Source organism: Ruegeria sp. AF3, assembly GCF_056536285.1.
The window spans coordinates 2,704,878-2,731,323 of the sequence record NZ_JBQFJM010000001.1; the positions used below are offsets into that span (position 1 = coordinate 2,704,878).

Consider the following 26,446-nt stretch of genomic DNA (forward strand, 5'->3'; position numbering starts at 1 on the left):
CATTGAGGTTTGGTCGACCCACGCTCGGACAACGCGCCTGCTGATCATCTTTGAAGGCAAAAATACGAACGAATCCAATCCAGGTCAGAATCAAGACAGCATTCGACGGGCAACTTGACGGGTTGTGAGGAAACCCAAGTCAAGATTGCGCGCCGTTGGAATATGGCTTTGAGGCCGTAGATTGTACGTATCTGACATGCTGCGCTGACGACACTGATATCCTGTACGACCAGAAGCGATCGGAATCCGTCAGTCCAGATGATAGGACAGAAATCGTTCTGTCCCGCCGGCACTATACCCCCACTGTGCTTTGACACCGAAAACTTCTGAAACGGTTTCCAAAGACAGGGCATGTTCGGGCGGGCCAAGAGAGACCAGCCGCCCTTTTGACAAAACAGCCACCCGGTCACAGGCCATCGCCTGATTCAGATCGTGCAGCGCCATCACTGTCGTCACTTTTAGAATTCGAACACAGTTCAGGATCGACAGTTGGTGATGAATGTCCAGATGGTTGGTCGGTTCGTCCAAAAGCAAGAGTCCCGGTTGCTGAGCCAAAGCGCGTGCGATGTGCAGTCGCTGGCGCTCTCCTCCCGACAATGTCGCCCATTCTCTGTGTGCCATATCGGCCATTTCCACGGTTTGCAGGGCTTTGTCGACTTGCCAGGTGTCCTCGGCGCGCCACGGCCGTAAGGCCGACAGCCAGGGCGTGCGGCCCAGTTCGACCACGGATCGTGCAGTCACGCGTTCGGCCGTATCAGCCTGTTGTTCAACGATGGCAATCCGTTGGGCAATTTGTCTGCGCGACAAATGCGAAACGGGATGACCCGCTATGACGACTTTTCCTGAAACCGGACGTACCAACCCCGCCAGCAGGCGCATCAGCGTTGATTTTCCCGAACCGTTAGGTCCGACCAAAGCAAGTGTTTCGCCGGGCTCCACGACAAAGGATACGTCTGACAGCAAAGTCTTGCCGCGAACGGAATATGTCAGGTTTTGCGCCTCGATCTTCATCGGGCGCTCCTCTGGCCGCGCACCAAAATTACGGCAAAGGCAGGCGCACCGATCAGAGCGGTGACCACCCCAATCGGCAGAACCTGACCCGGGATGATGATGCGCGACACGATATCTGCGCCGATCAGGAAGACCGCTCCGATCAAGGCGGAGGTTGGGATAAGCCTGCGATGCCCCGGTCCCACAAGGAACCGGGCAGCATGAGGGATGACCAGCCCGACAAAGCCAATGGATCCGACGATAGAAACCATGACAGCTGTCGTGAGCGCGGTCGCAAAGATCAGGGTTGCCTGCACCCGACGTACCGATATGCCCAGCGAGGCCGCTGAATCAGTGCCGAAAATAAATGCGTCCAAAGCTCTGGCGTGAAAGCGGCAAATAAGCCAGCCGGCAAGGGCCACCGGAATGGCCAGATATACATCCGGCCAGCGCACGCCGCTGAGGTTTCCCATCAGCCAGAACATGATCCCGCGCGCCTGATCGGCATTGGCGGATTTGGCGATGATGAAGGCCGTTAGCGCATTGAACAACTGAGACCCGGCAATTCCCGCCAAAACGATTTTCGCCGTCGCAGCCCGCCCGCCGCCTGCGCCGGAGGCTCGGGCCAGCAACGCGACAAAACCGAAAGCCAAAAGCGCGCCATTGAACGCGCCAAAAGACAGCGACAAAGCTCCCCCGCCCAAACCAGCGATGGTAACAGCCACGGCACCCGTCGAGGCCCCGGCAGAAATGCCCAAAATATAAGGGTCAGCCAACGGGTTTCGCAGCAATGCCTGCAACACGACCCCTGCGACAGCCAGACCGGCACCGCAGGACGCAGCGACCAGAGCGCGAGGAATCCGGTAGCTCCAGATAATACCCTGATCAATTGGGTCGACGGGCAGGTCCGCTCCGGCCAGCTTGTTGACCAGAACGGAGAGAACCAAATCGGGCGACAACGAGGTTTCCCCGATCATCGCGCCCGCAAGGACCGCCGCAATCAACAGTGGCACAGTTAGGCACGCGGCCTTGAAACCCTGCCGAAAGATTGCGGCGACCTCGTTCACAAGTTGTTTCCGATGGTATCCAGCTTCTCGGCCAGATCCTCCAGTGCCGGGATTGCGCGGATGGTGGCGTCCATGGCCTGCGCATCCATAACGACAATCCGGTCATTCTTGACCGCATCCATCTGGCTGGTCACCGGATCAGCGCGCAGGAACTCCAGCTTTTTCAGGTAGTCGTCCGCAGCAAAGCGACGGCGGTCCATCTTGGCAATCACGATCACCGTCGGATTGGCCTTGGCAATGGTTTCCCAGCCCACTGTTGGCCATTCTTCATCCGTCTCGACGACGTTGCGGATGCCCAATGTGCTCATCATGTATCCCGGTGCGCCCTTCTGCCCGGCCACAAACGGATCGCTTTCCATTTCAGGAGAGGAAAACCAGAATACGGCGGACACATCGTCCAGCTTCACGGCTTGCGCCTTGGCGACGGCTGCGGCTTCACGGGCCTTGTACTCGGCAACCAGGTCCGTGCCGCGTTCGGACACATCAAAGGCTGCCGCCAGTTCTTCGATACCCTGATACAGCGTATCGGTCGAGAACGCTTGCAGGCGGGTGCCATCGCCGCCGACCGTATTGTCTTTGCCGACGCAATCCGCAGGCATCACGTAAGTTGGAATACCCAGTTCGTGAAATTGCTCACGCGTGGCGACGATGCCCTCGGGTCCGACATGCCATTCATATTGCGCTGCGACCAGTCCCGGCCGCTTGGCAACAACGCTTTCAAAGCTGGGATCATTGTCTGCCAGACGCTCTACCTTGGCATTCACCTCGGCATATTCAGGCAGCACCTCGTTGAACCAGACCGAGGTTCCAAGAACCTGCTCACTCAGACCCAGCGCATAAAGCACCTCGGTCGCGGCTTGGCCGACCGTGACTGACGACGTCACTGGCGCGTCAAACGTGACCGAGTGACCGCAGTTTTCGATGGTTAAGGGAAAGTTTCCTTCGGCGGCAGCGCTGGTAGCCAGCAAGGAAAGGCCAATCAGGCCAGTGCGTAGAAACATGACAATCGATCTCCATGTGTCAATGACCAGAGAACGGGTGAATGGGCATTTACCGAAGCAACAGACGCTTTTCTGCCTGCTGTGAGCGCAGAGTGGAACATAGCCCGCCCGGCGCGTTTCTTCGGCAACCTCCCCGGACAACCCCGCCCGGTGTGTTTCGGTTTCATACCGGCAGGTCTCCTGACTGACGGGTCTTTGTCTGTCCTGTCTTCCCAGACCGAAATGGCCCAGTGACGGAATGGACAGCGCTCGCCGCCTACAGTTGCGGGGGCAGTTCCGGTTGGCACCAAAAGGCACCTCGGATTCCCTCTTAGCCACATCGGGACCGGTAAAACGCGGGTACCTTAACACTTACTCTGCGGCAAGAAAAAACTCGGGGGTCTTTCCCATTTTCTCCCAAGGGCATGAACCTGCGCGTCTCAACATGGTGCTGACGTCAGACAAGCCGCTGAGAAGGCGCTACAATCCGCCCCGAGGACGTCGGTGTGTGATATATAGGAAAATCATGGCTGGGGTGGTAGGATTCGAACCTACGATACACGGTACCAAAAACCGCTGCCTTACCACTTGGCTACACCCCAACGGTGAGCGGCTATCTACGATTGTTGATGGCAGGGTTCAAGAGCGTTTTGCAAAAAAAGCGAGCGCCGTAAATTTTTTTTGAAGGCCCCTCATTTGGTATCGATCAACACCGCTCCGGTACGGTTGCCTTCTTGTACCAGCGCATGGGCCGCAGCGCATTCTTCCAACGTAAAGACCTTGTGAACGGGGCAGATCAGTGCGCCATCAGTCAGTGCCTTGTGTAATGTCTTTATTGCGGTGGCGCGCAAGTCCGCGGGCAGCAGGTAGATCAGAACCGCTTCGAGCGTCACGGCCTTGAACATCATGGGTCCAAAGGGAAAGACAGGTGTCATATTCCGGGCAGATCCATATGCGTTGATACGGCCGTTTTCGGCGATGACGGCAATGTTGGTGGCAAGGTTCTGTCCAAATTCGACATCGACGATTCGACCGATTGCATGCCCATCATTTGCATCGAGGATCTGATCCGAAAGGTGTTCACCGGTGTAGTCGAGCACGACATCCGCACCAGCTGCCTTGACCCGGTCAAAGTTGCGGGCGCTGGCCGTTGCGATCACTTTGGCTCCGGCCCATTTGGCAAGCTGCACAGCCAGATACCCGACGGTGCCCGCCCCGCCATGGATCAATATGGTTTGCCCGCCCGGTGCGCCGCCCGAGAACACCGCATGGCTTGCGGTTAGGCCCGGAATTCCAAGAATTGCCCCGGTTTCAAGTGACACTGTCTCGGGCAGTTCGACAGCCTGAGATTCGGGCAGGGTGATGTGGCTGGCAGCTGTACCAAATGCGCGCTGCCATTGCCCGTTCCAAATCCACACGCGCCGGCCAATCCGCGCCGCGGGTACTCCATCGCCAACCGCTGTGATGACTCCAGCCCCGTCGCTGTGCGGAACGATCAGCGGAAACGGGGGTTCCGTGACACCCGGCCGGGTTCCCGCACGGGCCTTGATATCCGAGGGGTTTACGCCGGAATAGGACAACTCGACCGTGACTTCACCTGGTTCAGGCTGGATCAGGGGAATATCCTGTATACGCAAGACATCGACAGCGTCTCCGAAGGCTGAATAAGTGACTGCGCGCATAGCGTCCTCCATTTAGGTCGAGTTAAGCGGCGATTGGGCCGGTAACTCAAACACCTTGTCGCGCTTTTTCAGGGCGATGCGCAACCGCGGATACCGGAATTCGTCTTTCGCCTATTCCCGAATTTCGGAAGGATCGACGCCCCAAAGGTTCGATTTCAATGTCCAGCCACGGTATCCGCCAGCGGTGATCCGGCACCAGTCCTGCGAACAGGTTCCAAGGCGCGCCACTACTCCGGTCTCGAAATGAGCGTTCACGGGCGAGGCTAGATCGGGGCGGGCATAAACAGGCAGCATCTCGGATTCGATCAGCACCGTTCGAACGCCAGACAACAAGGCATAGTGAACCCAGCCACCCGCGCCGTCGCGGTCCTGAACCTTGCGCCAGTTTCCGTATTCGGCGGTGACCTGCAGCGGCATGCCGCGCCGTTTGAATACCCAGTCGATTCGGTGGGTTAGGGATGGTCCGCGTCGCACGTTGCCTTCGGCTGCCTTCATCGAAACATAGCGGGGCAGGGGTAGGTTGGTGACCGAACCGCGTTTTACCTCGGCATGTGCGGCACAGACACCGAACATGACCAGAAATACGGAAACTGCCGCCAGAGATCGGCGTTTTACAGGTAGAATGCCACTCACTGACTGCCCGCTCTTATGCCTGTTGATCCGGTTTTGAAAAAAGGTCGACTCAATGCCATTGGGGTTCTTGTGCCCCGCCTTATCCTGCGCCACGATGCCATGGCGCGCGTCCGTTTGCAAAGCAGTGGGAGAGCCGAGGTGCCAAGAGAACGTTTAAGTGTTGTTGTTACGCGACGGTTGCCTGAGGCAGTAGAAACCCGGTTAAGCGAATTGTTTAACGTGCGCCTGCGCGACGACGACACCCCAATGACGCGTGAGGAATTAGTAGCAGCGGTGCAGGATGCCGATGTGCTGGTGCCCACGGTGACCGATACCATTGATGGCGGGCTATTGGGTCAGGCGGGTGAAAAGTTGCGGCTGATCGCCAATTACGGGGCTGGTGTCGACAATATCGATGTGGCGACGGCGCGGCAGCGCGGCATATTGGTGTCCAACACGCCCGGTGTGCTGACCGACGACACGGCAGATATGACCATGGCCCTGATTCTCGCTGTCACACGGCGCATTCCCGAAGGGTTGAGCGTCATGCAGCAAGGCGACTGGACCGGGTGGGCACCCACCGCGTTTCTGGGTGGTCGCATTGGCGGGCGGCGACTGGGAATTCTGGGTATGGGCCGGATCGGACAGGCCGTGGCCCGCCGCGCCAAGGCGTTTGGTATGCAGATCCATTATCACAACCGCCGCCGATTGCGCCCAGAGATTGAGCAAGAACTGGAGGCGACCTATTGGGAAAGTCTGGATCAGATGGTGGCGCGTATGGATGTGATATCGATCAACTGTCCATCGACGCCGTCGACCTTCCACCTGATGAACGCGCGCCGCCTGAAGCTAATGAAACCCTCGGCAGTGATCGTAAATACTTCGCGGGGTGAGGTTATTGACGAGAACGCTTTGACCCGGATGATCCGTACGGGGGAAATTGCGGGCGCGGGGCTGGATGTCTACGAACAGGGAACCAGTGTGAACCCGCGCTTGCGGCAATTGCCCAACGTGGTTCTACTGCCGCATATGGGGTCGGCCACGCTGGAGGGGCGGGTTGAGATGGGTGAAAAGGTTATCATCAACATCAAAACCTTCGAGGATGGCCACCGCCCACCGGATCAGGTTGTGCCTGCGATGCTCTGACGCGTCGGAAAGGATCATGGATGGATTTGTTTGAAGGGGGATGCCGCTGTGGAAATCTGCGCATCAAGGCTTCGGGCCGTCCTCTTCGCGTCGGGATTTGCCATTGTCTGGACTGCCGCAAACACCATGGCGCGTTGTTTTATGCGGCAGCCATTTTCCCGGCGGATGCGGTTAAGATCACCGGCAATGTGAAAGGTTATTCTGACCGGTACTTTTGCCCGGATTGCGGATCTCCGGTATTTGCCCGAAGCGGTGCCGAAGTCGAAGTGTATTTGGGGAGCCTTGACGCGCCTGACCAATTCACACCGACATATGAATGCTGGACCACACGGCGCGAGGCGTGGCTGCCCGAATTCACCGGAATGACCCGCTATGATCAGGATCGTCGCGCCGAAGAAACCGAACCATAGCGGATATGGCGAAACTTCGCTGTGATAACACGCTACCATGCCTGATCGTTGCAGAGGGGGCAAAATCCTTACAGGATTGAAAATAAAGATTGTATTGGAGGGTTAGAACAGATGAGACATGTTTCAGCACTGCTGCTTACTACCGCACTTACTATTTCGACACCGGGGTTCGCGCAGGAAACAGCCGACGCCGTCGCCCCTGAGGGCGCGACAGAGGGGCAGGTTCAGGCGATGACCGATGAGGTTATTGCAGCCCTCGAAGCCAAGCTTGAGGGAGTTCCGGTCACATCCGAAAACTGGATGATAGCTGCGGCCAATCCGCTGGCGGTGGAGGCCGGGGCCAAAGTGCTGCGCGCGGGCGGGTCTGCCGCGGATGCGATGGTGGCTGTGCAGGTCGTGCTGGGGCTGGTCGAGCCGCAATCCTCTGGTCTGGGCGGGGGTGCGTTTCTGGTTTGGTACGACGCGGCCAGCGGGCAAATGACGACGCTGGACGGCCGCGAAACAGCACCGCTTGCCGCAACCCCGACGCTCTTTCAGGACGAAAACGGCGAACCGCTGAAATTCTTCGATGCGGTGGTGGGCGGATTGTCGGTGGGTACACCGGGTACGCCTGCACTGCTGGAAGAGGCGCATCGAAGATGGGGGCGCGCGTCCTGGCCCGGGTTGTTTGCCGATGGCATCCGATTGGCGGATGAAGGGTTTCTGGTGTCCCCGCGACTTGCCAGCCTTGTTGCAGACGATTCCGAACGCTTGTCGCGGTTTCCGGAAACAGCCGCATATTTCCTGCCTGATGGTCAGCCGTTGCAGCAGGGACAGCGCTTGATGAACCCGGATTATGCCGAAACATTGCGCGTGCTGGCCAGCGATGGCGCTGCGGGGTTTTACGGAGGTGAGGTCGCTGCGGATATTGTGCGAACAGTCCGAAACGCCCCCGGAAATCCCGGCGTTCTTGCGGGGGTGGATCTGGCGCTCTACCAGGTGATCGAACGTAAACCGGTCTGTGCCGATTACCGCGCCTACGAGGTTTGCGGCATGGGCCCGCCGTCGTCGGGTGCCCTGACCGTCGGGCAGATTCTGGGGATGATGAACAGCTATGATCTTGCAGCAATGGGCGCCGAAAGTGCCGAGGCATGGCGCCTGATCGGCGATGCTTCGCGCCTCGCCTTTGCGGATCGTGGGCGGTACATGGCAGATAGCGATTTCATACCCATGCCCACCAAGGGGCTGGTTGATCCGGGTTACTTGTCCCAGCGGGCGGCGTTGCTGGAAAGCGAAGTGGCCTTGTCTGAGGTCGCACCGGGTAAACCGGAATTTGACCATGCTTTGATTTGGGCAGACGACGTGTCGCTGGAACTGCCGTCAACCTCGCAAATTTCGATCGTGGACAGCTATGGCAATGTGTTGTCGATGACGACGACGATCGAGAATGGTTTTGGGTCGCGCCTGATGACAAACGGGTTCCTGCTTAACAACGAGCTTACTGATTTCTCGTTCAAGACACACAGCGACGGTGTGCCGATTGCCAACCGGCTGGAGCCCGGCAAGCGTCCGCGCTCATCCATGAGCCCGACCATCGTGTTGCAGGATGGTGAGCCGGTTCTGGCTATCGGGTCTCCGGGCGGCAGCCGGATTATCGGCTATGTCGCCAAGTCCATCATCGCCTGGGCCGATTGGGGAATGGATGTGCAGCAAGCGGTTTCCCTGCCTCATCTGGTCAACCGGTTCGGAACATATGATGTCGAGGCTGCGACTTCGGCAGAAGGTTTTACAGACGCGCTTGCTCAGCTGGGTTTCGAAGTCAACGCACGCGACCTGACTTCGGGGCTGCACGCCATCGAAATCGGTGACAGGCTGAGCGGTGGTGCCGACCCGCGCCGCGAAGGGATTGCGCTGGGCGAATAGACCCTCGGTATTAGTGGGGATTGCCTGCTTTTAACGGGCCTTTTAGTCATAGGCTGAAAGGCCCAAAACGTTTTTGGGGCTGGGGAGGATGACAATGGTGCAGGCAACCGCATTACCAAGGAATGAAGCTGGTATTGAAACCGTAATAGGCATTCTCAAGCAGCGCTTTGGCGACAGGTTGCAAACGGGTGCCGCTGTCCGTGAACAACATGGGCACACCACGACCTGGATCGAAAACCAAAGCCCCGATGCCGTGGTTTTCCCGCATTCCACGCAGGATGTTTCGGACATCGTCAAAACCTGCGCAGCGCATCGGGTGCCAGTAATCCCGTTCGGAACAGGAACATCGCTGGAAGGGCATGTAAATGCGCCGGCGGGGGGCATCTCGGTCGATCTGACGCAAATGGACAGTGTGCTTGCAGTTCATGCCGAGGATCTGGATTGTGTCGTGCAGCCCGGTGTCACGCGCGAAGCGTTGAATAAACACTTGCGCGATCTGGGCCTGTTCTTTCCGATTGATCCCGGGGCGAATGCGTCGCTGGGTGGGATGGCCGCTACCCGCGCGTCGGGCACCAATGCAGTGCGCTATGGGACGATGAAAGACAACGTTCTCAGCCTTGAAGCCGTAATGCCAGACGGTCAGATCATTCGTACCGGGCACCGGGCCAAGAAATCTTCAGCCGGCTATGATCTGGCCCGTCTTCTGATCGGGGCGGAAGGCACGTTGGGAATCATCACCGAGCTGACATTGCGGTTGCAGGGTATCCCCGAAGCGATCAGTTCGGCCCGGTGTTCCTTTCCGACCGTCGACGCCGCGTGCCGTGCGGTGATGATGACAATTCAGTACGGCATCCCGGTTGCCCGGATCGAGTTGCTGGACGAGTTGTCGGTTCAGGCCGCCAACGCCTATTCCGGGCTGAGTCTGCCGGATACACCTTTGTTGTTGCTGGAATTTCACGGCTCGGAAAGCGGTGCCGTAGAGCAGGCTGAAACCTTTGGTCAGATCGCCGAAGAGTTTGGTGGCACAGATTTTGCAGCAACTTCGACCACCGAAGAACGGAACAAACTTTGGCAGGCACGGCACGATATGTATTGGGCGTGTCTGCAATTGCGCCCCGGTGCGCGGGGCATCTCGACCGATGTCTGCGTACCGATCTCGCGTTTGGCCGAGTGTGTGACCGAAACGCAGAAAAAAGCTGCTGGCCTCGGCTTGTTGGCGCCCATCGTGGGCCATGTGGGGGACGGCAATTTCCATACGCTGCTGCTGATCGACATGGAAAACGTTGAAGAAGTTGCCAAGGCCGAGGCGTTTGTCGGCTGGTTGAACGACATGGCGATATCCATGGAAGGCACGTGTACCGGTGAACATGGCATTGGGCAGGGAAAGCGGCCTTATCTGACCAGGGAACTGGGCGCCGCCACGCGGTACATGGCAGCGATCAAGGCCGCGCTGGACCCAGACAACATCATGAATCCTGGCAAGATCTTGTCGGACGACACGTAGCCGTATTCGCCTCTGTTCCGTGTTTACGCCCTCAAAACGTCCACATGTTCTGGTTTCACGGGGTTGAGGACAAAGGATGGGCGACATGAGCGCAAAATATCTGGCGGCGTTTGTAGCCATCTGCGGGTTGGCCGTTGCAGGGTTGGACTATGTTCAGCAAGCAAAAGCATCAGAAAATGGTCTGGGCATGAAAGAACACATTGCCTCGGTATCCTCGCGTGTCGGTCTTTCTGACGGCTGGTTCGCGGCAGAGGCGCAGGCTTCGCCATCACGGGAACCGGCGGTGAAGAATCCCTAGGAAGAAATTGGCAAAATGGTCTGCGTCTCGGTCGGAACAAGCAAACGCTGCCGCTCCAGTGGTTGAGGGCAGCGGTGCGGCGAATGAAATGCGACCCGCTTTCGATATTCGGGTCGTTTTTTTCATATCACTGGTCGGATGAATGTCGCGCTATCCCCCTTAAGTACGCCATATGGTGTCAACTGATTTCAAGGGGAGACGCCCGGTTATGAAAACCCAAGTCAAAGCATTGGTCGTAGGCGGCGGCGCCGTTGGGACCTCGATTGCCTATCACCTGGCCAAAGCGGGCTGGGACGATGTGATGTTGATCGAACGGGACGAACTGACGTCCGGGTCCACCTGGCACGCCGCGGGCCTGTTGCCGCTGTTCAACATGTCCTATGCGACGACCCATATCCACAAGTATTCGGTGGATTTCTACAAGACACTTGAGGAAGAAACCGGCCTGAATGCAGGCTTCGCGGTTGTGGGCAACCTGCGCATGGCCCAGACGCAAGAGCGTATGGACGAATACATGCTCTATGCCTCGACCGCCGAAACCTGTGATGTGAAATACGAATGGCTGACCCCGGACCAGATCAAGGAACGCTGGCCGCTGATCGAGACATCGGATCTGAAGGGCGCGATCTATCACACCGAGGACGGTTATATTAACCCTGCCGATGTGACCCAGGCGATGGCCAAGGGGGCCCGCCAGCGCGGGGTTGAGATCGTGCGCAAGATGCAGGCTGACGCGTTCCACTGGAACGGCACGCACTGGGAAGTGACTTGCACCAAGATGGTTGAAAAGGGCGGCAACCTGGTGCCTTCCGACAAGCAGGTCGTAATCACCGCCGAACATGTTGTGACCGCGTCGGGCAACCACGCGCAGCGCACCGCCAAGATGCTGGGCATCAAGATGCCTGCCATCCCGGTGGAACATACCTTTATCGTCATGGACAAAGACCCCGAGTTGGTCAAATGGCGCGAAGCAGGCAACCCCGAGCACCCCGTTGTCCGCGATGCCGACAACGAATCCTATGCGCGTGAAGAACGCGGTGGCTGGATTCTGGGCATCTATGAACACGGCGCCCCCGCACAGTTCGAATTCGGTGTGCCGGACAGCTTTCGCGCCGACCTGTTCCCGCTGGATCTGGACCGGATCGCCGAGCAGTACATGGCAATGGCCGAGCGCGTGCCGTCCTGTGCCGAATCCGGCCTGAAGGATGATTTCAACGGCCCGATCTGCTATACACCGGATGGCAATCCGCTGGTTGGTCCGGCTCCGGGTTTGCGTAACATGTGGCTGGCCGAAGGTTTCAGCTTTGGCATCACCGCTGCGGGCGGGACCGGCTATTATCTGGCACAGATGATGGTCGATGGCGAAGCCGAGATCGACATGGCCTCGCTGGACCCCAAGCGTTACAGCAGCAACTGGATGACCACCGAGTTCGCGGCGCGCAAGAATGAAGAATGCTATGAGCACGTCTATATCCTGCACCACCCGGACGAAGAGCGTGAAGCCTGCCGTCCGCTGCGTACCGTTCCGGCCTATGATCGCCAGAAAGCGCGCGGTGCTCAATTCGGCTGGGTGAATGGCTGGGAACGCCCGAACTATTTCGGCCCGCTGGACGCGCCTGAGAATTTCGACAAGGAAGCACGCTCGTTCCGTCGTGGCGGCTGGTGGCAGTACGCCGTCGAAGAAGCCAAAGCGATCCGCGAAGGTGTTGGCCTGATCGACGCGTCGGCCTTCACCAAGCATGTCGTCAAAGGCCCCGGTGCCACCCAATTCTTGGATTGGTTCACCTGCAACAAGCTGCCCAAGGTCGGTCGTATCAACCTGACCTACGCGCTGACCTCGCACGGCACCACCCGCACCGAATACACCATCGTCCGCAATGGCGAGAACAACTACTACATCGTCTCTGCCGGTGCATGGACCGAGTACGACGCCGACTACCTGCGTAAAGCAGCCGAGGACAAGATGGGGGAGTTCGGTTACATCGAAATCCAGGACGTGACCACGCAATGGGGCGTCTTCGCTATCGCCGGACCCAAGTCGCGTGATGTTCTGAAAGAAGTCATCAAGGACGCCGACCCGGAAACCGCGCTGTCCAACAAACGCTTCCCGTGGCTGTCGGCCCGTCAGATCGAGCTGGGCATGTGCCCGGTCAACGCGATCCGCGTGGCCTATACAGGTGAGCTGGGCTGGGAACTGCACCATCCGATCGAGATGCAGAACTACCTGTTCGATTTGCTGGAAAAGGCCGGTGAGAAGCACGGCATGAAGCTGGTTGGTGCCCGTGCCCAGAACTGGCTGCGTCAGGAGAAATCCTACCGCGCCTTTGGCACCGAACTGGGCCGCGATGCGACCCCGTTGGAAGCCGACCTGCCGCGCTTTGTCGACCTGTCCAAGGACTTCCACGGCAAGGCCAAGCTGGAGGAGACCGGTGTGCGCGCCAAGTGCTGCACCTTGCTGATCGACGGTCCGGCCGATGCTGACCCGTGGGGCCGCGAGGCGCTGTACACGCCAGAAGGCGAGCGTGTAGGCCGCCTGACCTCGGGCGGCTATTCGGTCGCGTTCGAGAAGTCGATCGGCATGGGCTATGTGAAGCCTGATCTGGCAGTCGAAGGCACCAAGCTGAAGGTCAAGATGCAGGACAAGCTGTGGGATGCTGTCGTGACATGCGACAGCCCCTATGATCCGAAAAACGAAACCATCCGCAAGGACGGTTGATCAATCTAAGGCCCCGGAATTTCCGGGGCCTTTTCTGTTGGTTACGCGGATAGTTCGTCGAAACATTCCAACGCCTTGGCAGCATACATCATGGCTGGTCCACCACCCATCTGAATGGCCATACCCAAAACGTCGGACACCTCCTCGCGTGTTGCGCCTGCTTTGACCAACGCGTCGGTGTGCAGGGTAATGCAGGGCTCGCAGCGGAGCGACACCGACATGCCCAACGCTATAAATTCCTTTGTTTTATAGTCGAGCGTTCCGCCTTCCTTCACAGCCTTCCCAAGCGCGCCGAATGCGCGCGACGTGTCGGGAATGGCCCCGTTGAGATTGCGCAAACTTGTACGAGTTGCCGAGAGCTTTTCTTGCCAAGCCATTTTGAGTGCCTTTTTCATATAAGATAACGGGAATATGTGCGGGCAGTGGTAAGTTGACCTTGATCTCGATCAGTTGGCAGGGCGCTCGGAAACAAATGCAAGGTTATTTGCGGGCATGTCGATGGTTTTCAGCACGCGCAACCCTACCTGCTGGAACAGGCCAAGCATATCTTTGTCGTTCTTGTAGCCAATGTCGGGATCTTGTCCGATCAGAGCCTCGTGAAACCTTTTGTCCCCGTCGCTTGTCAATTGGCCCGAGCGTTTGAATGGGCCGTACAAAACGAACCTCCCGTTTTCAGTCAGGGACTGAGCGATTTCGGCGAAAATGGTTCTGGTATCCTGCCAACTGATCAAATGTATCAGGTTGATCAAGACGATCAGGTCCTGCGATGGGAAGCGCGCATGCCAGCCCGAATTCGTTGCGTCCAGATGTTCGGCGCTTGCCACGTTGGGTAAGGCGCTGGCATAGGCGTCGATGCTATTGCGGCGTTCAGGGTCAGGTTCGGTGGGATGCCACGTCAGATCGGGCAGCAAATCAGCAAACGCACAGACATGCTGACCGGTTCCGCTTGCAATCTCCAGTGCGTGCCCGCGGCGCGGTGCCCAGTCTTGTAGCACCGCACAAAGCGCATCGGAGTTCCGCGTTGCTGCCGGGGCAACAAGTTTACCATCCTCCCCCACGTTGGCGACACTCGCAGAGGGCGGTAGATAGCGTTTGATCATCTGTTCAACCTGTTTGGGGTCAGCGACTTGACACTGTCAGGATCCAGCACCGGCGTGTTTCCAACCACCAGATCACACAACAACTGCGAAGCCGCTGGTGCTGTTTGGAAACCATACCCGCCTTGACCCGCAGACCAGATAAACGACGGGTCAATCGGGTCGGGCCCAAGCACCAAGGTTCCGTCCGGTGCGAAACTGCGCAATCCGGCCCAGTTCGTTTCGACCCGTGTTACTGCCTCGGTCATCAATTCTTCGTAGCGCGCCAGACCTTCGGCCAGCACCATGTCGTCGGCATAGGCGTCCTGAGGTGGTACGGGGTCGGCTTCGCAAGGCGAAACAAGCAGCTTGCCCGCGTCCGGTTTGGCGTACCATGTTTCGCCTGTGCCCAGCATCATGGGCCATCCGGATACATCATGGCCTCCGGGGGCGGGCAGCCGCGCCATTGATCGGCGGCGAGGAGAGATGCCGATAGGTGGTACCCCGGCAAGCATGGCGATTTCGTCCACCCATGCACCGGCCGCATTCACCAGGTTGCCGGCTTCGAAGATCTGCCCGGCCTCGACCAGCCAATGCCGCTCTTTTCGAATGCCGGTTACTTTGCTTTTTGTTGCAACGGTTCCACCGTTCTTGCGAATGGTCCGCGCGAAATCCTGCAACAGACGGTCAGTATCGATGTCAAATGCGGCTTCACTGATTGCCGCGAAACCCACCTTGGCCGGGTTCAGGATCGGAACGCTCGAAATCGCCTGATCCATCGAAATTCTTTCCATGTTCAGGTCTGTGCGGTCGGCTTCGAAAACTTCGCTCTGGTCAAATGAACCGATCAGCATCAATCCGCGCGGGGTCAGGTACCCACCGTCCTGCGTGCGCAGGAATTCCGCTCCAGCCCTGTTCAGCGCCACCACGGACGGCGGACCATAGCTTTCTTCAAACAGGGCTGCCGAGCGACCCGACGCGTGATACCCCAAGGCGTCTTCGGCCTCTAAAACCATCACGGTTCCATATTGCGACAAGCGCGCTCCGGCGCTCAACCCGGCAATTCCGCCCCCGATGACGAGGAAATCGATCATTATTTGTGTTCCTTCCGCAGCAGGTTCGCCACAAGTTTTCTGGGTTTCATTTAGCTTTTTGGGTCAAGCATTTGGCATTTCGAAGATTCTCCAAAATATATGCAGCCTTGAATTTGGGCTTCAACCCGGTCAAAGAAGTATCAAAACGAACAGGAGGGCAAGGTGACCGCAGCAGATCTTCATCCAATGGCCACTGGGCACATTCCCCGATACGTCGTCGCAGCTGACGGAAGCGATTACCTTTTTTCGGCTATGGTCGTCTTCTTTGTCATTCTCGTGGTGCTGATCGGTGTTGGGTACCTGACGCTTCATTCCGTTCCGGAAAAAATGGCGCACGAGAACAACCATCCGCAATTTCAGTTGGTGGGTATTCTGGCACTGCTGGCACTATTTACACATAACGGGATATTCTGGATTGCCGCCGTACTGGTCGCAGGGTTCCAGTTTCCGGATTTTGCAACCCCGCTTAAAAACATCGCCGATGCCATTCGTTCTCTTGGACGTGCGATTGCTCCGGAACCGGTGCCCGAGGCACCTGCGCCAACCCCTGGCGTTTCAGAATCCACCGACGTTCAGGAACAAAACACATGATTGAGACCCTGCTTTGCGCCCTGATCACGGTGCTGCCCGATTATCTGTTCCGCCGGTTTGTTCAGGGCAAACGTATCGGTCACGAGATCACCCTTTTCACCATGTGGTACGAATTGCGCTGGGGTCTTACGACCTGTGCCATTCTGGCGCTGACGGTAATCACCACGCTGTTTTATTTTCACCCAGCCAGCAAAACCGCAGCGTCCTATTTTCGAACCGTGACGATCCTGCCGCAGCTAGGTGGCCGTGTTTCGGAAATTTTCGTTAAGAACAATGAACTGGTAACTGCTGGCCAGCCGGTTTTCAGGATCGAAGATTTCAGCCAGACAGCACAGGTTCAGGCGGCAAATGCACAGATCGCACAGGTTCAGGCCTCGCTGAAAGTGGCTGAAACTGATCTGGCCGAGGCTGATGCCGGTATTGCCGGTGCCAAGGCGGCTTTGGCGCAGTCCTTGGACGATCTTGAAAGAAATACGACCCTGCGCGACCAAGGTTCAAGCGCTGTCCGACTGACCGAGATTGAGCGGTTGGAAAACCTTGTTGCCGAGCGTGAGGCGCAGGTTGTTGCGGCCGAATCCAGACGTGCGGCAGTTGAACAGCAGATCGAGGAGCTGATCCCCGCGCAACTGGCCAGTGCCATAGCACAGCTGGACGCCGCGCAGACCGAGTTGGACAAAACACTGATTGTCGCCGGTGTTACCGGACGGGTCGAGCAGTTTAGCCTGCAAGTCGGTGATTACGTGAGCCCCTTGTTGCGTCCTGCTGGCATCCTCGTTCCATCGCATACCGGACATGACCGTTTTCAGGCGGCTTTCAACCAACTGTCTGCTCAGGTGATCAAGCCAGGTATGATCGGTGAGTTGGGCTGCATGACCAAGCCTTTCACCGTTATCCCCACTGTGGTGGTCGAGGTGCAGGATGTCATACCGTCCGGCCAGATCCGTCCATCAGATGAATTGCGGGATGTACAGAACAATACTAATCCCGGATCAATTCTGGTCTTTATGGAGCCGCTGTATAAAGGTATGGCCGATGACATTCCTCCAGGCAGCAACTGTCTGGCCAATGTCTACACCGACAACCATGACCGTCTGGAACACGAGGATTTGGGCTTTTGGCAAGCTGCTTTCCTGCATGTGGTTGACACAATTGGCGTGGTCCATGCGGCAGGTTTGCGTTTGCGCCTGATCCTGATGCCGGTCAACACTCTGGTACTGACCGGGCATTGATCCGGCACCGGTAGAACAGTTCTTAAAGCGCCCGGCAGGTTCCTTGCCGGGCGCTTGTTTTTTTACAGTGCTGCTTTGAACAGCTGTGTCAGGTTTTCTTTGGTCAACTCAATCGGGTTCCCGCCGCATGAAGGGTCGATGATTGCGCCTTCGACGAGGGTTGGGATTGAGGTTTCGGTCACGCCGAGGTCTGCCAGCTTTCGCGGGATACCAAGGCTGTCGTTGAATTCCTGCACAAAGGCGCGGAAGCCATCGAACCCTCCGTTGATGCCCAGATAGGCGGCAGCGTTCTGGAACCGGTCGGCGATGGCGGGGGCGTTAAAGTCCAGCACGGCAGGCATACAGACCGCGTTTGTGGTGCCGTGATGAGTGTTAAAGTGCGCGCCAACCGGGTGGCTCATGGCGTGGATCGCACCCAGTCCCTTCTGGAACGCGGTCGCGCCCATGGCCGCCGCGCTCATCATCTGGGCGCGGGCCTCAATGTCGCTGCCATCTGCGTAGGCGCGCGGCAGATAGTCTTTCACCAAACGCATGCCTTCCAGTGCGATGCCCTGGCTCATCGGGTGATAATGCGGGCTCGAATAGGCTTCGACGCAATGCGCGAAGGCGTCCAGACCGGTGCCTGCGGTGATGAATTTGGGCATCCCAACCGTCAGTTCCGGATCGCAGATCACCACCGTTGGCAGCACCTTGGGGTGGAAGATGATCTTCTTGGCGTGGGTCTCGGAATTGGTGATGACACTGGCACGACCAACCTCTGACCCGGTCCCCGCAGTCGTTGGAACCGCAATGATCGGTGCGATTGCATCCGCGTCGGCGCGGGTCCACCAGTCACCGATATCCTCAAAGTCCCATACCGGGCGCGTCTGGCCGCACATGAAGGCGACCATCTTGCCCAGATCCAGCCCCGAGCCGCCGCCAAAGGCAATCACACCATCGTGCCCACCGGCCTTGTATGCCGCAACGCCCGCGTCGAGGTTTTTCTCATTTGGGTTTGGGTCCACATCACTGAATACACCGCGGCCCAGACCGGCCGCCTCCATGATATCCAGCGTCGCCGCTGTGATCGGCAGATCGGCCAACCCCTTGTCCGTGACCAGCAGGGGTTTCTTCATCCCGGCTGCGGCACAGGCTTCGGGCAGTTCCTTGATGCGCCCGGCACCAAATTTGATTGCGGTCGGATAGGACCAGTTTCCAACAAGTGACATGTCAGGTTTCCTTTGTGATTTGAGACCTGCTCGGGTGAGGGGGTCAGCCCCGAGCAGGCCGTCGTCCTTAGCCGGTGACCTTCTTCAGGTGGTAGGATTTTGGACGGGTGAGATTGTGATAGCCGATGACCGAAAGACCACCGCCGCGCCCGGTATTCTTGCAACCGGTCCAGCACAGCCCAGGGTCCAGATAGTCGGCCCGGTTCATGAAGACGGTGCCGGTCTCGATCTGGTCGCCCACACGCGCCGCGCGGTCCACATCGCGGGTCCAAAGGCTGGCTGTCAGACCAAACTCGCTGTCGTTCATCAGCGCGATGGCCTCAGCATCCGAGGACACTTTCATGATGCCCACCACCGGGCCAAAACTTTCGTCCCGCATCACCCGCATATCATGGGTCACATTGGTCAGAATCTGCGGCGTGAGATATGCGCCGCCGTCATCCTCGGGGAAGGCTTCAATATGCGCGACCGCACCGGCCTCAACCGCTTCGGCAATCTGCGCGCGCACCTCGTCAGCGAAACGCACATTGGCCATCGGACCAATGGTTGTTTCGGCGTCCAGCGGATTGCCCAGTTTGTAGCCTTTCACGATCTCAACGGCCTTGGCGACAAAGTCATCATACAGGCTTTCGTGAACGTAAATCCGCTCGATCCCACAGCAACACTGGCCCGAATTGAACATCGCGCCGTCGATCAACGTATCGACCGCCGCGTCCAGATCGGCGTCGTCCATGACATAACCCGGATCCTTGCCGCCCAGTTCAGTGCCCACGCCCGTAAAAGTCCCCGCCGCCGCACGCTCCATAGCCTGACCGCCACCGACCGAACCGGTGAAGTTCACAAAGTCGAACGCGTTACCCGCGATGAGGTCATTGGTCACGTCGTGGCTGAGGAACACATTCTGGAACACGTCTTCGGGCACCCCCGCCGAATGGAACGCCTGCGCCATCCGCTCACCAACCAACAAAGTCTGGGTTGCGTGCTTCAGAACAACCGTGTTGCCCGCGATCAGCGCGGGCGCCACCGTGTTGATCGCCGTCATGTAAGGATAGTTCCAGGGGGCAACTACAAAGACCACCCCATGCGGAATACGTTTGATATAGCGTTTGAAGGTTTCATCCTCGCCCACGGCAATATCGGCCAGTGACGTCTCGGCGATCTTTGCCATATGGCTGGCACGTTCGTTGAAGCCACCAAACTCGCCGCCATAGCGCACCGGGCGGCCCATCATATGCGCGAGTTCCGGAACGATCTCATCATTCATTGCGCCGACAGCCGCGACGCCCGCCATCACCAGATCAATCCGCTCCTGCAACGGTCGCGCTGCCCAGGCCCCCTGCGCCGCCCGCGCCCGCGCTGCGACCTCAAACGCAGCCTCCCGCGACAGCACCTCGCGTTCCGCAAATACCGATCCATCGATCGGCGAGACACATTGCAACATCTGCCCCATAGTTACTCCATCTCTAAAGAGAGCAGGATCCCTGCTTCATCTGGCCATAAATATCCCGGGGTGCGCGAGGGGCTGGCCCCTCGCTTCCTCCATCTCAAGCCCGCTCAAACCCGCGGGCAATTTCCCAATCGGTTACCACGCGCTCGAATTCCTCGATTTCGACCTCAGCCGCACGGGTATAGTGATCGACAACGTCATCGCCCATCGCCGCGCGCAGCATCTGTGATCCGTGCAAAGCGTTGCGTGCATCCTTCAATGTACCCGGGATCTTTCCCGTCTCGCCCTGATAGACATCGCCCTTGGTCGGCGGCTGCAACTCCAGCCCTTCTTCGATCCCTGCGATCCCGGCCGCCAGCATCCCTGCAATCGCCAGATATGGGTTCATGTCCGACCCGGGAATACGGCACTCGACCCGTATCGCCTTGGTGCCATCCCCGCACAGGCGGTACCCGGCCGTACGGTTGTCTACAGACCAAATGATCCGTGTCGGTGCAAAAGTACCTTTCATAAACCGCTTGTAGCTGTTGATGTAAGGCGCCATGAAATACGTGTAATCAGCGGCGTATTTCAGCAGACCGGCCATATAGCTTTTCATCAGCGCCGACATGCCCAGCTCATCCGATGCATCATAGAAGGCAGGTTTGCCATCCGCCCATAGCGACTGATGCACATGAGACGAGCTACCAACCCTTTCATGATGCCATTTCGGCAGGAAGGTCGCCGCATGACCCTGCTGCCAGGCGATTTCTTTCACCGCGTTCTTGGCGATCGAGTGATACTCTGCCGTGTCCATCGCAGGTGCGTATTTGATGTTCAGTTCTTCCTGCCCGGCCTCGGCCTCACCTTTGGTGTTCTCGACCGGGATGCCCGCATCCCACAGGTGGTTGCGGATCGGGCGCATCACATGCTCTTCCTTGGTGGTCTGCAGAATGTGATAATCTTCGTTATAGCCCGAGATCGGCTCCAAATCGCGGAACCCTTCCTTTCGGATTGCATCAAAACTCTTCGCGAACAGGAAGAATTCCAGTTCGGTGGCGCACATCGCCTCATACCCCATCGCCTTCAGGCGGTTCACCTGTTTCTTCAGGATCGAACGCGGCGCATGTGGCACTTCCTCATGGGTGTGGTGATCCAGCATATCGCACATGACCATCGCGGTGCCTTCCAGCCAGGGCACCGGGCGCAATGTGCTAAGGTCTGGCTTCATCACATAGTCGCCATAACCCCGCTCCCAGCTGGTCGAGGCATACCCATCCGGCGTCGCCATCTCGAGGTCCGTGGCCAGCAAGTAGTTACAGCAATGTGTCTCTTCCCACGCGCCAGCCACAAAATGACCTGCATGAAAACGCTTGCCCATCAAACGACCCTGCATGTCAACCATGCAAACCAATACTGTGTCGATCGCGCCGTCTGCGACAAGCGATTTCAGGGTTTCGAAAGTCAGAGTTGCGGTCATGAAACAAACCTCATGCGTTGAGTAGGGGCGCCGAATGACAGCGCCCCTGTTTTGATATCAATCGAAGGTGTAAGGGGCACCGGCCTGGTTAATGACCGAGTTATACTCACGGAAGATACCAACGATCTTCTGGTGAATTTCGCCTTCCTGTGCGACCTCGTCCCAGAATTCGATAGCGGCATTTTCCACTTCTTTCCATTCCGCTGCCGGAACCTGACGCAGCTGTAGCTTGTCACCCTTTGCGCGCAAGGCCGCTTCACCGCCCCAGTACCACTGGTTACGATAGGTGTGGCCTGCTTCGACGCCCGCCATCACAACCGATTTCAGGTGGTCGGGCAGCTCGGCCCAGCGTTCCTGGTTTGCAAACCAGGACCCAATCCACGCGCCCGAGATGTTGTTGGTCAGGAAGTAGTCGGTCACATTGGCCCAGCCAACGGTGTAGTCTTCAGTGATGCCCGACCAGGCCATTCCGTCCAACTCACCGGTTTGCACCGCCACTTCCGCGTCTTCGTAGGGGATATTGACCGGTACAACGCCAAACTTGGCAAGAAAACGCCCGGCCGTCGGGAAGGTATAGAGCTTCAGCCCATCCAGGTCGCCAAGGCTTTTGATTTCCTTTTTGGTGTTGAAGTTGCAGGGGTCCTGACCCGCTGCCGACAGCCACGTCACACCAACCTTCTCATATTCCGAGCGCCAGATATCAGCCAGACCGTACTGGTTGAACAGCACCGGAACATCCAGAATATGCTTGGTCGCGAAGGGGAAATAGCCCCCGAATTGACGCAGCGGAGTAGGCGAAGCCATGGAATCGTCGTCCGAATGAACACCATCAATCGTGCCGCGTTGCAGGGCCTGGAACAGTTCACCTGTCGGAACGATTTGGTCTGCATAGAAAAGTTCGATCTCAAGTTCACCATTGGCATTGGCGTTGATGTAATCGATGGCTGGCTTGGTCACATGCTCGCCCAATGCGCCACCGGCATAGGTCTGGAACCGCCACTTGATGGCGGATTGCGCTTTGACGATCGCAGGAGAGGCCAGTGTGGCGGCTCCCGCCAGACCGGCGGAGCTTAGAAATCTGCGTCTTGTAGTCATTGTCTTTTCTCCTCTGTTTAGTCTTGCTGAACTTCGCCCCTTGCCGGGGTCTTGTGACTTAATTTCCATAGACATAATTAGGCAGCCATAGCGCGATTTCAGGAAAGATGATGATTATGGCCAAGGCGCAGACCATCACCAGAACAAATGGAACGATCGAACTGTAGATATCGCGCAGCGATATTTCCGGGGGGGCCATCGCGCGCATCAGGAACAGGTTATAGCCGAATGGCGGCGTCATATAAGCGATCTGCGTGGTGATCGTATAAAGTACGCCGTACCAGATAAGATCAAAGCCAAGCGCACCCACCAGCGGAACGTAAAGCGGCGCGACGATAACCAGCATGGCCGTATCGTCCAGAAACGTGCCCATCAGGATAAAGCTGAGCTGCATGAGAACCAGGATCATCCACGGGGAAAGACCCAGTTTTTCGGTGAACAGGCTTTCGATTGCCTTGACCGCACCCAACCCGTCGAAGACAGCGCCAAAAGCCAGAGCCGCCAGAATGATCCACATGAACATGCACGAGATGCCCAATGTGTGCCGAATTGAATTCTCGAAAACCGTGCGTGTCAGCCGTCCTTTCAGAAAGGCGGCCAGCATGGCCGTGGTGGCTCCGATGGCAGAGGATTCCACCAATGATGTCCAACCGTTAACAAAAGGGACCATCATCACCATAAATATGCCCAAGGGTAACAATCCGGCTTGCAACAGCAGCAGCTTTTCTCGCAACGGAATGTCGCGGTCTTCTGCGGGCAGGACCGGGCCGAGCGACGGATTGATGCGGCAGCGGATGACAATGTAGATGATGAACATGGCAGCCATCATTAGCCCGGGTATCACTCCGGCGAGCCATAGCTGGCCAACGGGTTGCCGCGCGATCATGGCATAAAGAACCAGAACAACGGATGGTGGCACCAGAATCCCAAGGGATGATCCGGCCTGAATGACGCCGGTCACCATGCGCTTGTCATATTTCCGGCGCAGCAACTCCGGCAAGGCAATCGTGGCACCAATCGCCATACCTGCAACGGACAACCCGTTCATTGCCGAGATCAGAACCATCAGTCCGATGGTTCCGACAGCCAGACCACCGGACAAGCCACCCATCCAGACATGGAACATCTTGTAAAGGTCATCTGCGATCCGACTTTCGGAAAGGATGTATCCCATGAAAATGAACATGGGCAGTGTCAGCAGCGGGTACCACTTCATGACCTTGATCGCAGCGGCAAAACCCAGATCGTAACCGCCCCTATCCCCCCAAAGGAACAAGGCTGAAACCACAGCGACACAGCCGATTGCACCAAAGACGCGCTGGCCGGTCAGCATCATTAGCATCATTGATGCGAACATCAGCAAGGCAATCATCTCGTATGACATCAGATTACCTCACGCGGGATATCGTCGCCGCACAGGCGCAAGATATCCTTGAACAATTCGGACACGGCTTGCAGCAGCATCAGGAAGATACCGATAACCATGATCAGCTTGACCGGCCACAGGTAGGGCCGCCAGATCGTCGCGCTGCGCTCACCGCCATATTGGAAAGAATACATCAGGCTGTCCCATCCACCCCACAGCAAGATGAGCAGATAAATGATCAGGAATACGACTGTGAAGGCATCCGTCCAGGCCTTGCGGCGATGAGACCATTCGCCATAAAGCAGGTCCATTCGCACGTTTGACCCCATCTGGATCGAATAAGGGCCACCAAGCATATAGTAGGCCACCATGGCGAACTGAGCCATCTCGAGTGTCCAGAGCGACGGTACGAAAAAGGTTTTCGAGACCGAAGACCAGAACAGAATACCCATCATGACGAAAATGCCGTACATGACGACGCGTCCGATCCAGCGGTTCGTTCGATCAATGACCGCCACGTAGCCCCGCAAGAACTTCATCTCGATACCTCAACTCTCATTGTTTCGCCTCTGTGTGCGAATACGCATCAATTACCGTTTGCAGGATCGGCGTCAGAATCCCGGCGATGCGGTCTACTCCCGTTGGTGTGTCGATAAGATCGTTTCGAACCTCGACCATGACATTCGGAAGCCCCCGACTGATCGCATGTTCCTGCAACGTGTGCGTGACGCCATCCGTGGCAGAGTAAGGTTCGTTCAACGCGGCATTCAGACCCGAGCCCTTGGCACAGCGCAGCATAAGTTGGGCCGCCCTGTCGTCTTCGTCATGAAGAATGCCTAGTTCGACTGATCGTGTTTTTCCGTTGTAGACGGGCGTGAAACTGTGCATCGTGACAACGACAGGCGGCCGGTCCTGCGCGTCCAGAGTGGACGACAAAAGCTGTTTGAACGGCTCGTAAACCTCGTGGATTCTTTGGGCGCGTTGGGTGTCTGTCAGGTTCTCATTGCCGGGAATGGAAAACACTTCGCTTACCTGCGGCATAGCATCTGCACGTTCAGGCGAGCGGTTGCAGTCGTAAACAAGTCGGCTGATGCAGGAATGAACCAGCGGCGCGTCCAAGGCCTTCGTCAGTTCGACCGAAAGCGCCAATGCGCCGATATCCCAAGCGGCATGGGACAATGCGGCGTCTTCAGTCAGGCCCAATCCGTTCAGTGACGCTGGGATGAATCGGCTAGCATGTTCGCATACCAAAACGCATTGTGCCCGGCCGTTGGCGTTCTGCACGCGGGCTGCCGGAGCTTCGGTTGGTAGTAGCATTGATGTCACGGAATCGTGGTGCATAGGTAGCATTTGTTACAGCAACCTCAGACCTGTCAAGAAAATTACTGTAGACAAAATTACAAACGAACATATCCTGTAGAAAATTTGAGAAACGAAGGTGCCGATGGCCACCGTTGCGAAACTTGTCAAACAGCGGATCCAGGAAGAGCTTGACGATCTGACACGGTCAGAACGGCAGCTGGCCTCGGTACTTTTGCAGGATTACCCGATGACCGGCTTGCAATCGATCACCAAGCTGGCCGCTGCGGCGCAGGTCTCGACCCCGACGGTCATACGTATGGCACGCAAGCTGGGTTTCGACGGTTTTCCCGCCCTGCAGGATGCCCTGCGAGAAGAGGTTGCGGCACAGATCAAAAAGCCGATCTCGAAACGGGATGCCTGGGTTGTGGATGACGAGGCGGAACACCCCACAACGCGGTTTGCGCAGGCCGTTTGGACAAATATGCGCCACACGCTGGAACGTCTGGACAAAGAGATGTTCGACACCGTTGCCCAGCTTCTGGCAAACACGGATCGCCATCTTTACGTCGTGGGCGGGCGTATCACACGTTCAAATGCGGACTATCTGTTCAATCACATGCAGATTATTCGACCCAATGTGACGATGCTGGGCAATTCGGCAAACGTTTGGCCGCAGTACCTGCTTGATATGGATGAAACCTCGGTTCTGGTGATTTTTGATATCCGCAGATACGAGGCCTATCTCGAGAAGCTGGCGCAGGTCGCGTCCAACCGCGGTGTGACGGTTATCCTGTTCACCGACCAGTGGGGATCACCGATAGGCAAGACCGCCAATTACACCTTTCACGCACTGGTCGAGGCACCATCCAGCTGGGATTCAACAATTGCATTGCAGCTGATATCGGAAACCCTGATCGCTGAAGTGCAAGAGGCACGGTGGGAAGAAAGCAAGGAACGCATTGAGGAACTTGAGCGGTTTTTCTCCTCGACGCGGATATTCCGCAGTCACGATTGAAGGCCGTACATCCACCGGGAAATATCACGGTTTTGGTCGCGCGAATTTTCACACTTCCCGCTTGACGCGCCCCGGCGCATGACTTAACCAGCGCAAACCATTTGCGGGTATAGCTTAATGGTAAAGCCCCTGCCTTCCAAGCAGGCTATGTCGGTTCGATTCCGTCTACCCGCTCCAATCCCCACTGATTTCTGCGTCAAATGGCCCTTATGGCTGGCTGTTTTTGGCAGGAATGCTTGACCGGAACGACGGCTGAG

Annotated in this window: 23 protein-coding genes, 2 tRNA genes, 1 pseudogene and 1 riboswitch; of the genes and pseudogenes, 10 read left to right on the forward strand and 16 right to left on the reverse strand. The window is 57.4% G+C overall.

Translation table 11 applies throughout. The annotated features are described in order from the left end of the window. Nucleotides 1–501: 501 nt before the first annotated feature. From ACR3FC_RS13630 to ACR3FC_RS13655, 6 genes and pseudogenes are all read right to left on the reverse strand, one after another. Nucleotides 502–1,011: pseudogene (locus ACR3FC_RS13630) on the reverse strand (ABC transporter ATP-binding protein); the annotation flags it as partial. Then, nucleotides 1,008–2,057: a FecCD family ABC transporter permease gene (locus ACR3FC_RS13635; RefSeq protein ID WP_480475673.1), complete on the reverse strand. Its 1,050-nt coding sequence runs from the start codon at nucleotides 2,055–2,057 to the stop codon at nucleotides 1,008–1,010. The gene ACR3FC_RS13635 and the pseudogene ACR3FC_RS13630, both read right to left, overlap by 4 nt. After that, a complete protein-coding gene (locus ACR3FC_RS13640; protein ID WP_480475675.1) occupies nucleotides 2,054–3,058 on the reverse strand; it encodes an ABC transporter substrate-binding protein in 1,005 nt (334 codons plus the stop codon). Before ACR3FC_RS13640 ends, ACR3FC_RS13635 begins: the two co-directional genes overlap by 4 nt. A 153-nt stretch (nucleotides 3,059–3,211) precedes the next feature. Next, a riboswitch (cobalamin riboswitch) is annotated at nucleotides 3,212–3,403 on the reverse strand. A 161-nt stretch (nucleotides 3,404–3,564) separates the two neighbouring features. Then, nucleotides 3,565–3,639, reverse strand: a tRNA-Gln gene (locus ACR3FC_RS13645). Nucleotides 3,640–3,729: 90 nt separating this feature from the next. Continuing rightward, nucleotides 3,730–4,719 (reverse strand): NADPH:quinone reductase, encoded by a 990-nt coding sequence (locus ACR3FC_RS13650; protein ID WP_480475677.1) that lies wholly within the window; start codon nucleotides 4,717–4,719, stop codon nucleotides 3,730–3,732. A gap of 111 nt (nucleotides 4,720–4,830) precedes the next feature. Next, entirely contained in the window at nucleotides 4,831–5,292 is a 462-nt protein-coding gene (locus tag ACR3FC_RS13655; protein WP_480476912.1) for an SH3 domain-containing protein, read from the reverse strand. Nucleotides 5,293–5,490: 198 nt separating this feature from the next. On the opposite strand from ACR3FC_RS13655, the gene ACR3FC_RS13660 reads away from it, so the two are divergent. The 6 genes from ACR3FC_RS13660 (at nucleotide 5,491) to ACR3FC_RS13685 (ending at nucleotide 13,307) form a co-directional block, all read left to right on the forward strand. Next, nucleotides 5,491–6,477 (forward strand): 2-hydroxyacid dehydrogenase, encoded by a 987-nt coding sequence (locus tag ACR3FC_RS13660; RefSeq protein ID WP_480476914.1) that lies wholly within the window; start codon nucleotides 5,491–5,493, stop codon nucleotides 6,475–6,477. Nucleotides 6,478–6,497: 20 nt separating this feature from the next. After that, on the forward strand, nucleotides 6,498–6,887 hold the full coding sequence (locus ACR3FC_RS13665; protein ID WP_480475679.1) for a GFA family protein: 390 nt from the start codon (nucleotides 6,498–6,500) through the stop codon (nucleotides 6,885–6,887). 111 nt (nucleotides 6,888–6,998) lie between these two features. After that, a complete protein-coding gene (ggt, locus tag ACR3FC_RS13670; RefSeq protein ID WP_480475681.1) occupies nucleotides 6,999–8,789 on the forward strand; it encodes a gamma-glutamyltransferase in 1,791 nt (596 codons plus the stop codon). A 94-nt stretch (nucleotides 8,790–8,883) separates the two neighbouring features. Beyond that, nucleotides 8,884–10,293, forward strand: a complete 1,410-nt coding sequence (locus tag ACR3FC_RS13675) for an FAD-binding oxidoreductase (RefSeq protein ID WP_480475684.1) — start codon at nucleotides 8,884–8,886, stop codon at nucleotides 10,291–10,293. An 85-nt stretch (nucleotides 10,294–10,378) separates the two neighbouring features. Beyond that, complete coding sequence (locus tag ACR3FC_RS13680) at nucleotides 10,379–10,591, forward strand: hypothetical protein (protein WP_480475686.1); 213 nt, start codon at nucleotides 10,379–10,381, stop codon at nucleotides 10,589–10,591. Nucleotides 10,592–10,799: 208 nt separating this feature from the next. Beyond that, entirely contained in the window at nucleotides 10,800–13,307 is a 2,508-nt protein-coding gene (locus ACR3FC_RS13685; RefSeq protein ID WP_480475688.1) for a GcvT family protein, read from the forward strand. Between the two features lie 41 nt (nucleotides 13,308–13,348). Here ACR3FC_RS13685 and ACR3FC_RS13690 read toward each other — a convergent pair whose 3' ends face one another. From ACR3FC_RS13690 to ACR3FC_RS13700, 3 genes are all read right to left on the reverse strand, one after another. Continuing rightward, the gene (locus tag ACR3FC_RS13690) at nucleotides 13,349–13,684 is read right to left on the reverse strand and encodes a carboxymuconolactone decarboxylase family protein (RefSeq protein ID WP_209504659.1); all 336 of its coding nucleotides are present in this window, start codon (nucleotides 13,682–13,684) and stop codon (nucleotides 13,349–13,351) included. A 69-nt stretch (nucleotides 13,685–13,753) separates the two neighbouring features. Next, nucleotides 13,754–14,407, reverse strand: coding sequence for a DUF938 domain-containing protein (locus tag ACR3FC_RS13695; protein ID WP_480475690.1), 654 nt, complete (start codon nucleotides 14,405–14,407; stop codon nucleotides 13,754–13,756). Then, the gene (locus ACR3FC_RS13700; protein ID WP_480475692.1) at nucleotides 14,404–15,477 is read right to left on the reverse strand and encodes an NAD(P)/FAD-dependent oxidoreductase; all 1,074 of its coding nucleotides are present in this window, start codon (nucleotides 15,475–15,477) and stop codon (nucleotides 14,404–14,406) included. The genes ACR3FC_RS13695 and ACR3FC_RS13700 overlap by 4 nt, the downstream gene beginning before the upstream one ends. Nucleotides 15,478–15,663: 186 nt before the next feature. Here ACR3FC_RS13700 and ACR3FC_RS13705 point away from each other — a divergent pair, with 186 nt between their 5' ends. Next, the gene (locus tag ACR3FC_RS13705; RefSeq protein ID WP_480476916.1) at nucleotides 15,664–16,068 is read left to right on the forward strand and encodes a hypothetical protein; all 405 of its coding nucleotides are present in this window, start codon (nucleotides 15,664–15,666) and stop codon (nucleotides 16,066–16,068) included. Continuing rightward, nucleotides 16,065–17,297, forward strand: a complete 1,233-nt coding sequence (locus ACR3FC_RS13710) for an HlyD family secretion protein (protein ID WP_480475694.1) — start codon at nucleotides 16,065–16,067, stop codon at nucleotides 17,295–17,297. The genes ACR3FC_RS13705 and ACR3FC_RS13710 overlap by 4 nt, the downstream gene beginning before the upstream one ends. Nucleotides 17,298–17,359: 62 nt before the next feature. On the opposite strand, the gene ACR3FC_RS13715 is transcribed toward ACR3FC_RS13710, so the two are convergent. The 7 genes from ACR3FC_RS13715 to ACR3FC_RS13745 all read right to left on the reverse strand — a co-directional run bounded on the left by ACR3FC_RS13715 (nucleotide 17,360) and on the right by ACR3FC_RS13745 (nucleotide 25,213). Continuing rightward, nucleotides 17,360–18,505 (reverse strand): iron-containing alcohol dehydrogenase, encoded by a 1,146-nt coding sequence (locus ACR3FC_RS13715; RefSeq protein WP_480475696.1) that lies wholly within the window; start codon nucleotides 18,503–18,505, stop codon nucleotides 17,360–17,362. Between the two features lie 67 nt (nucleotides 18,506–18,572). Then, nucleotides 18,573–19,955, reverse strand: a complete 1,383-nt coding sequence (locus ACR3FC_RS13720) for an aldehyde dehydrogenase family protein (RefSeq protein WP_480475698.1) — start codon at nucleotides 19,953–19,955, stop codon at nucleotides 18,573–18,575. 94 nt (nucleotides 19,956–20,049) lie between these two features. Further along, nucleotides 20,050–21,411 (reverse strand): glutamine synthetase family protein, encoded by a 1,362-nt coding sequence (locus tag ACR3FC_RS13725; protein ID WP_480475700.1) that lies wholly within the window; start codon nucleotides 21,409–21,411, stop codon nucleotides 20,050–20,052. 57 nt (nucleotides 21,412–21,468) lie between these two features. Further along, nucleotides 21,469–22,506 carry a TRAP transporter substrate-binding protein gene (locus ACR3FC_RS13730; protein ID WP_480475702.1) on the reverse strand — a complete coding sequence of 346 codons (1,038 nt, stop codon included), beginning with the start codon at nucleotides 22,504–22,506 and terminating at the stop codon, nucleotides 21,469–21,471. A gap of 58 nt (nucleotides 22,507–22,564) precedes the next feature. Beyond that, nucleotides 22,565–23,890, reverse strand: coding sequence for a TRAP transporter large permease (locus tag ACR3FC_RS13735; RefSeq protein WP_480475704.1), 1,326 nt, complete (start codon nucleotides 23,888–23,890; stop codon nucleotides 22,565–22,567). Further along, nucleotides 23,890–24,411, reverse strand: coding sequence for a TRAP transporter small permease subunit (locus ACR3FC_RS13740; protein ID WP_480475706.1), 522 nt, complete (start codon nucleotides 24,409–24,411; stop codon nucleotides 23,890–23,892). Before ACR3FC_RS13740 ends, ACR3FC_RS13735 begins: the two co-directional genes overlap by 1 nt. A 16-nt stretch (nucleotides 24,412–24,427) precedes the next feature. Further along, complete coding sequence (locus ACR3FC_RS13745; RefSeq protein ID WP_480475708.1) at nucleotides 24,428–25,213, reverse strand: N-formylglutamate amidohydrolase; 786 nt, start codon at nucleotides 25,211–25,213, stop codon at nucleotides 24,428–24,430. A 103-nt stretch (nucleotides 25,214–25,316) separates the two neighbouring features. Between ACR3FC_RS13745 and ACR3FC_RS13750 the strand changes: the two genes are divergently transcribed. Continuing rightward, complete coding sequence (locus tag ACR3FC_RS13750) at nucleotides 25,317–26,189, forward strand: MurR/RpiR family transcriptional regulator (RefSeq protein ID WP_267364875.1); 873 nt, start codon at nucleotides 25,317–25,319, stop codon at nucleotides 26,187–26,189. A gap of 103 nt (nucleotides 26,190–26,292) precedes the next feature. After that, a tRNA-Gly gene (locus ACR3FC_RS13755) sits at nucleotides 26,293–26,366 on the forward strand. The last annotated feature ends 80 nt before the right edge of the window (nucleotides 26,367–26,446 follow it).

What these genes read in the sequence shown, in the direction of transcription:
- ACR3FC_RS13665 (WP_480475679.1), top strand. Translation starts at nt 6,498, where the DNA reads ATGGATTTGTTTGAAGGGGGATGCCGCTGTGGAAATCTGCGCATCAAG.
- ACR3FC_RS13750 (WP_267364875.1), top strand. Translation starts at nt 25,317, where the DNA reads ATGGCCACCGTTGCGAAACTTGTCAAACAGCGGATCCAGGAAGAGCTT.
- ACR3FC_RS13710 (WP_480475694.1), top strand. Translation starts at nt 16,065, where the DNA reads ATGATTGAGACCCTGCTTTGCGCCCTGATCACGGTGCTGCCCGATTAT.
- ACR3FC_RS13740 (WP_480475706.1), bottom strand. Translation starts at nt 24,411, where the DNA reads ATGAAGTTCTTGCGGGGCTACGTGGCGGTCATTGATCGAACGAACCGC.
- ACR3FC_RS13640 (WP_480475675.1), bottom strand. Translation starts at nt 3,058, where the DNA reads ATGTTTCTACGCACTGGCCTGATTGGCCTTTCCTTGCTGGCTACCAGC.
- ACR3FC_RS13700 (WP_480475692.1), bottom strand. Translation starts at nt 15,477, where the DNA reads ATGATCGATTTCCTCGTCATCGGGGGCGGAATTGCCGGGTTGAGCGCC.
- ACR3FC_RS13725 (WP_480475700.1), bottom strand. Translation starts at nt 21,411, where the DNA reads ATGACCGCAACTCTGACTTTCGAAACCCTGAAATCGCTTGTCGCAGAC.
- ACR3FC_RS13690 (WP_209504659.1), bottom strand. Translation starts at nt 13,684, where the DNA reads ATGGCTTGGCAAGAAAAGCTCTCGGCAACTCGTACAAGTTTGCGCAAT.
- ACR3FC_RS13715 (WP_480475696.1), bottom strand. Translation starts at nt 18,505, where the DNA reads ATGTCACTTGTTGGAAACTGGTCCTATCCGACCGCAATCAAATTTGGT.
- ACR3FC_RS13685 (WP_480475688.1), top strand. Translation starts at nt 10,800, where the DNA reads ATGAAAACCCAAGTCAAAGCATTGGTCGTAGGCGGCGGCGCCGTTGGG.
- ACR3FC_RS13675 (WP_480475684.1), top strand. Translation starts at nt 8,884, where the DNA reads ATGGTGCAGGCAACCGCATTACCAAGGAATGAAGCTGGTATTGAAACC.
- ACR3FC_RS13695 (WP_480475690.1), bottom strand. Translation starts at nt 14,407, where the DNA reads ATGATCAAACGCTATCTACCGCCCTCTGCGAGTGTCGCCAACGTGGGG.
- ACR3FC_RS13745 (WP_480475708.1), bottom strand. Translation starts at nt 25,213, where the DNA reads ATGCACCACGATTCCGTGACATCAATGCTACTACCAACCGAAGCTCCG.
- ACR3FC_RS13650 (WP_480475677.1), bottom strand. Translation starts at nt 4,719, where the DNA reads ATGCGCGCAGTCACTTATTCAGCCTTCGGAGACGCTGTCGATGTCTTG.
- ACR3FC_RS13680 (WP_480475686.1), top strand. Translation starts at nt 10,379, where the DNA reads ATGAGCGCAAAATATCTGGCGGCGTTTGTAGCCATCTGCGGGTTGGCC.
- ggt (WP_480475681.1), top strand. Translation starts at nt 6,999, where the DNA reads ATGAGACATGTTTCAGCACTGCTGCTTACTACCGCACTTACTATTTCG.
- ACR3FC_RS13720 (WP_480475698.1), bottom strand. Translation starts at nt 19,955, where the DNA reads ATGGGGCAGATGTTGCAATGTGTCTCGCCGATCGATGGATCGGTATTT.
- ACR3FC_RS13730 (WP_480475702.1), bottom strand. Translation starts at nt 22,506, where the DNA reads ATGACTACAAGACGCAGATTTCTAAGCTCCGCCGGTCTGGCGGGAGCC.
- ACR3FC_RS13705 (WP_480476916.1), top strand. Translation starts at nt 15,664, where the DNA reads ATGGCCACTGGGCACATTCCCCGATACGTCGTCGCAGCTGACGGAAGC.
- ACR3FC_RS13735 (WP_480475704.1), bottom strand. Translation starts at nt 23,890, where the DNA reads ATGTCATACGAGATGATTGCCTTGCTGATGTTCGCATCAATGATGCTA.
- ACR3FC_RS13655 (WP_480476912.1), bottom strand. Translation starts at nt 5,292, where the DNA reads ATGTTCGGTGTCTGTGCCGCACATGCCGAGGTAAAACGCGGTTCGGTC.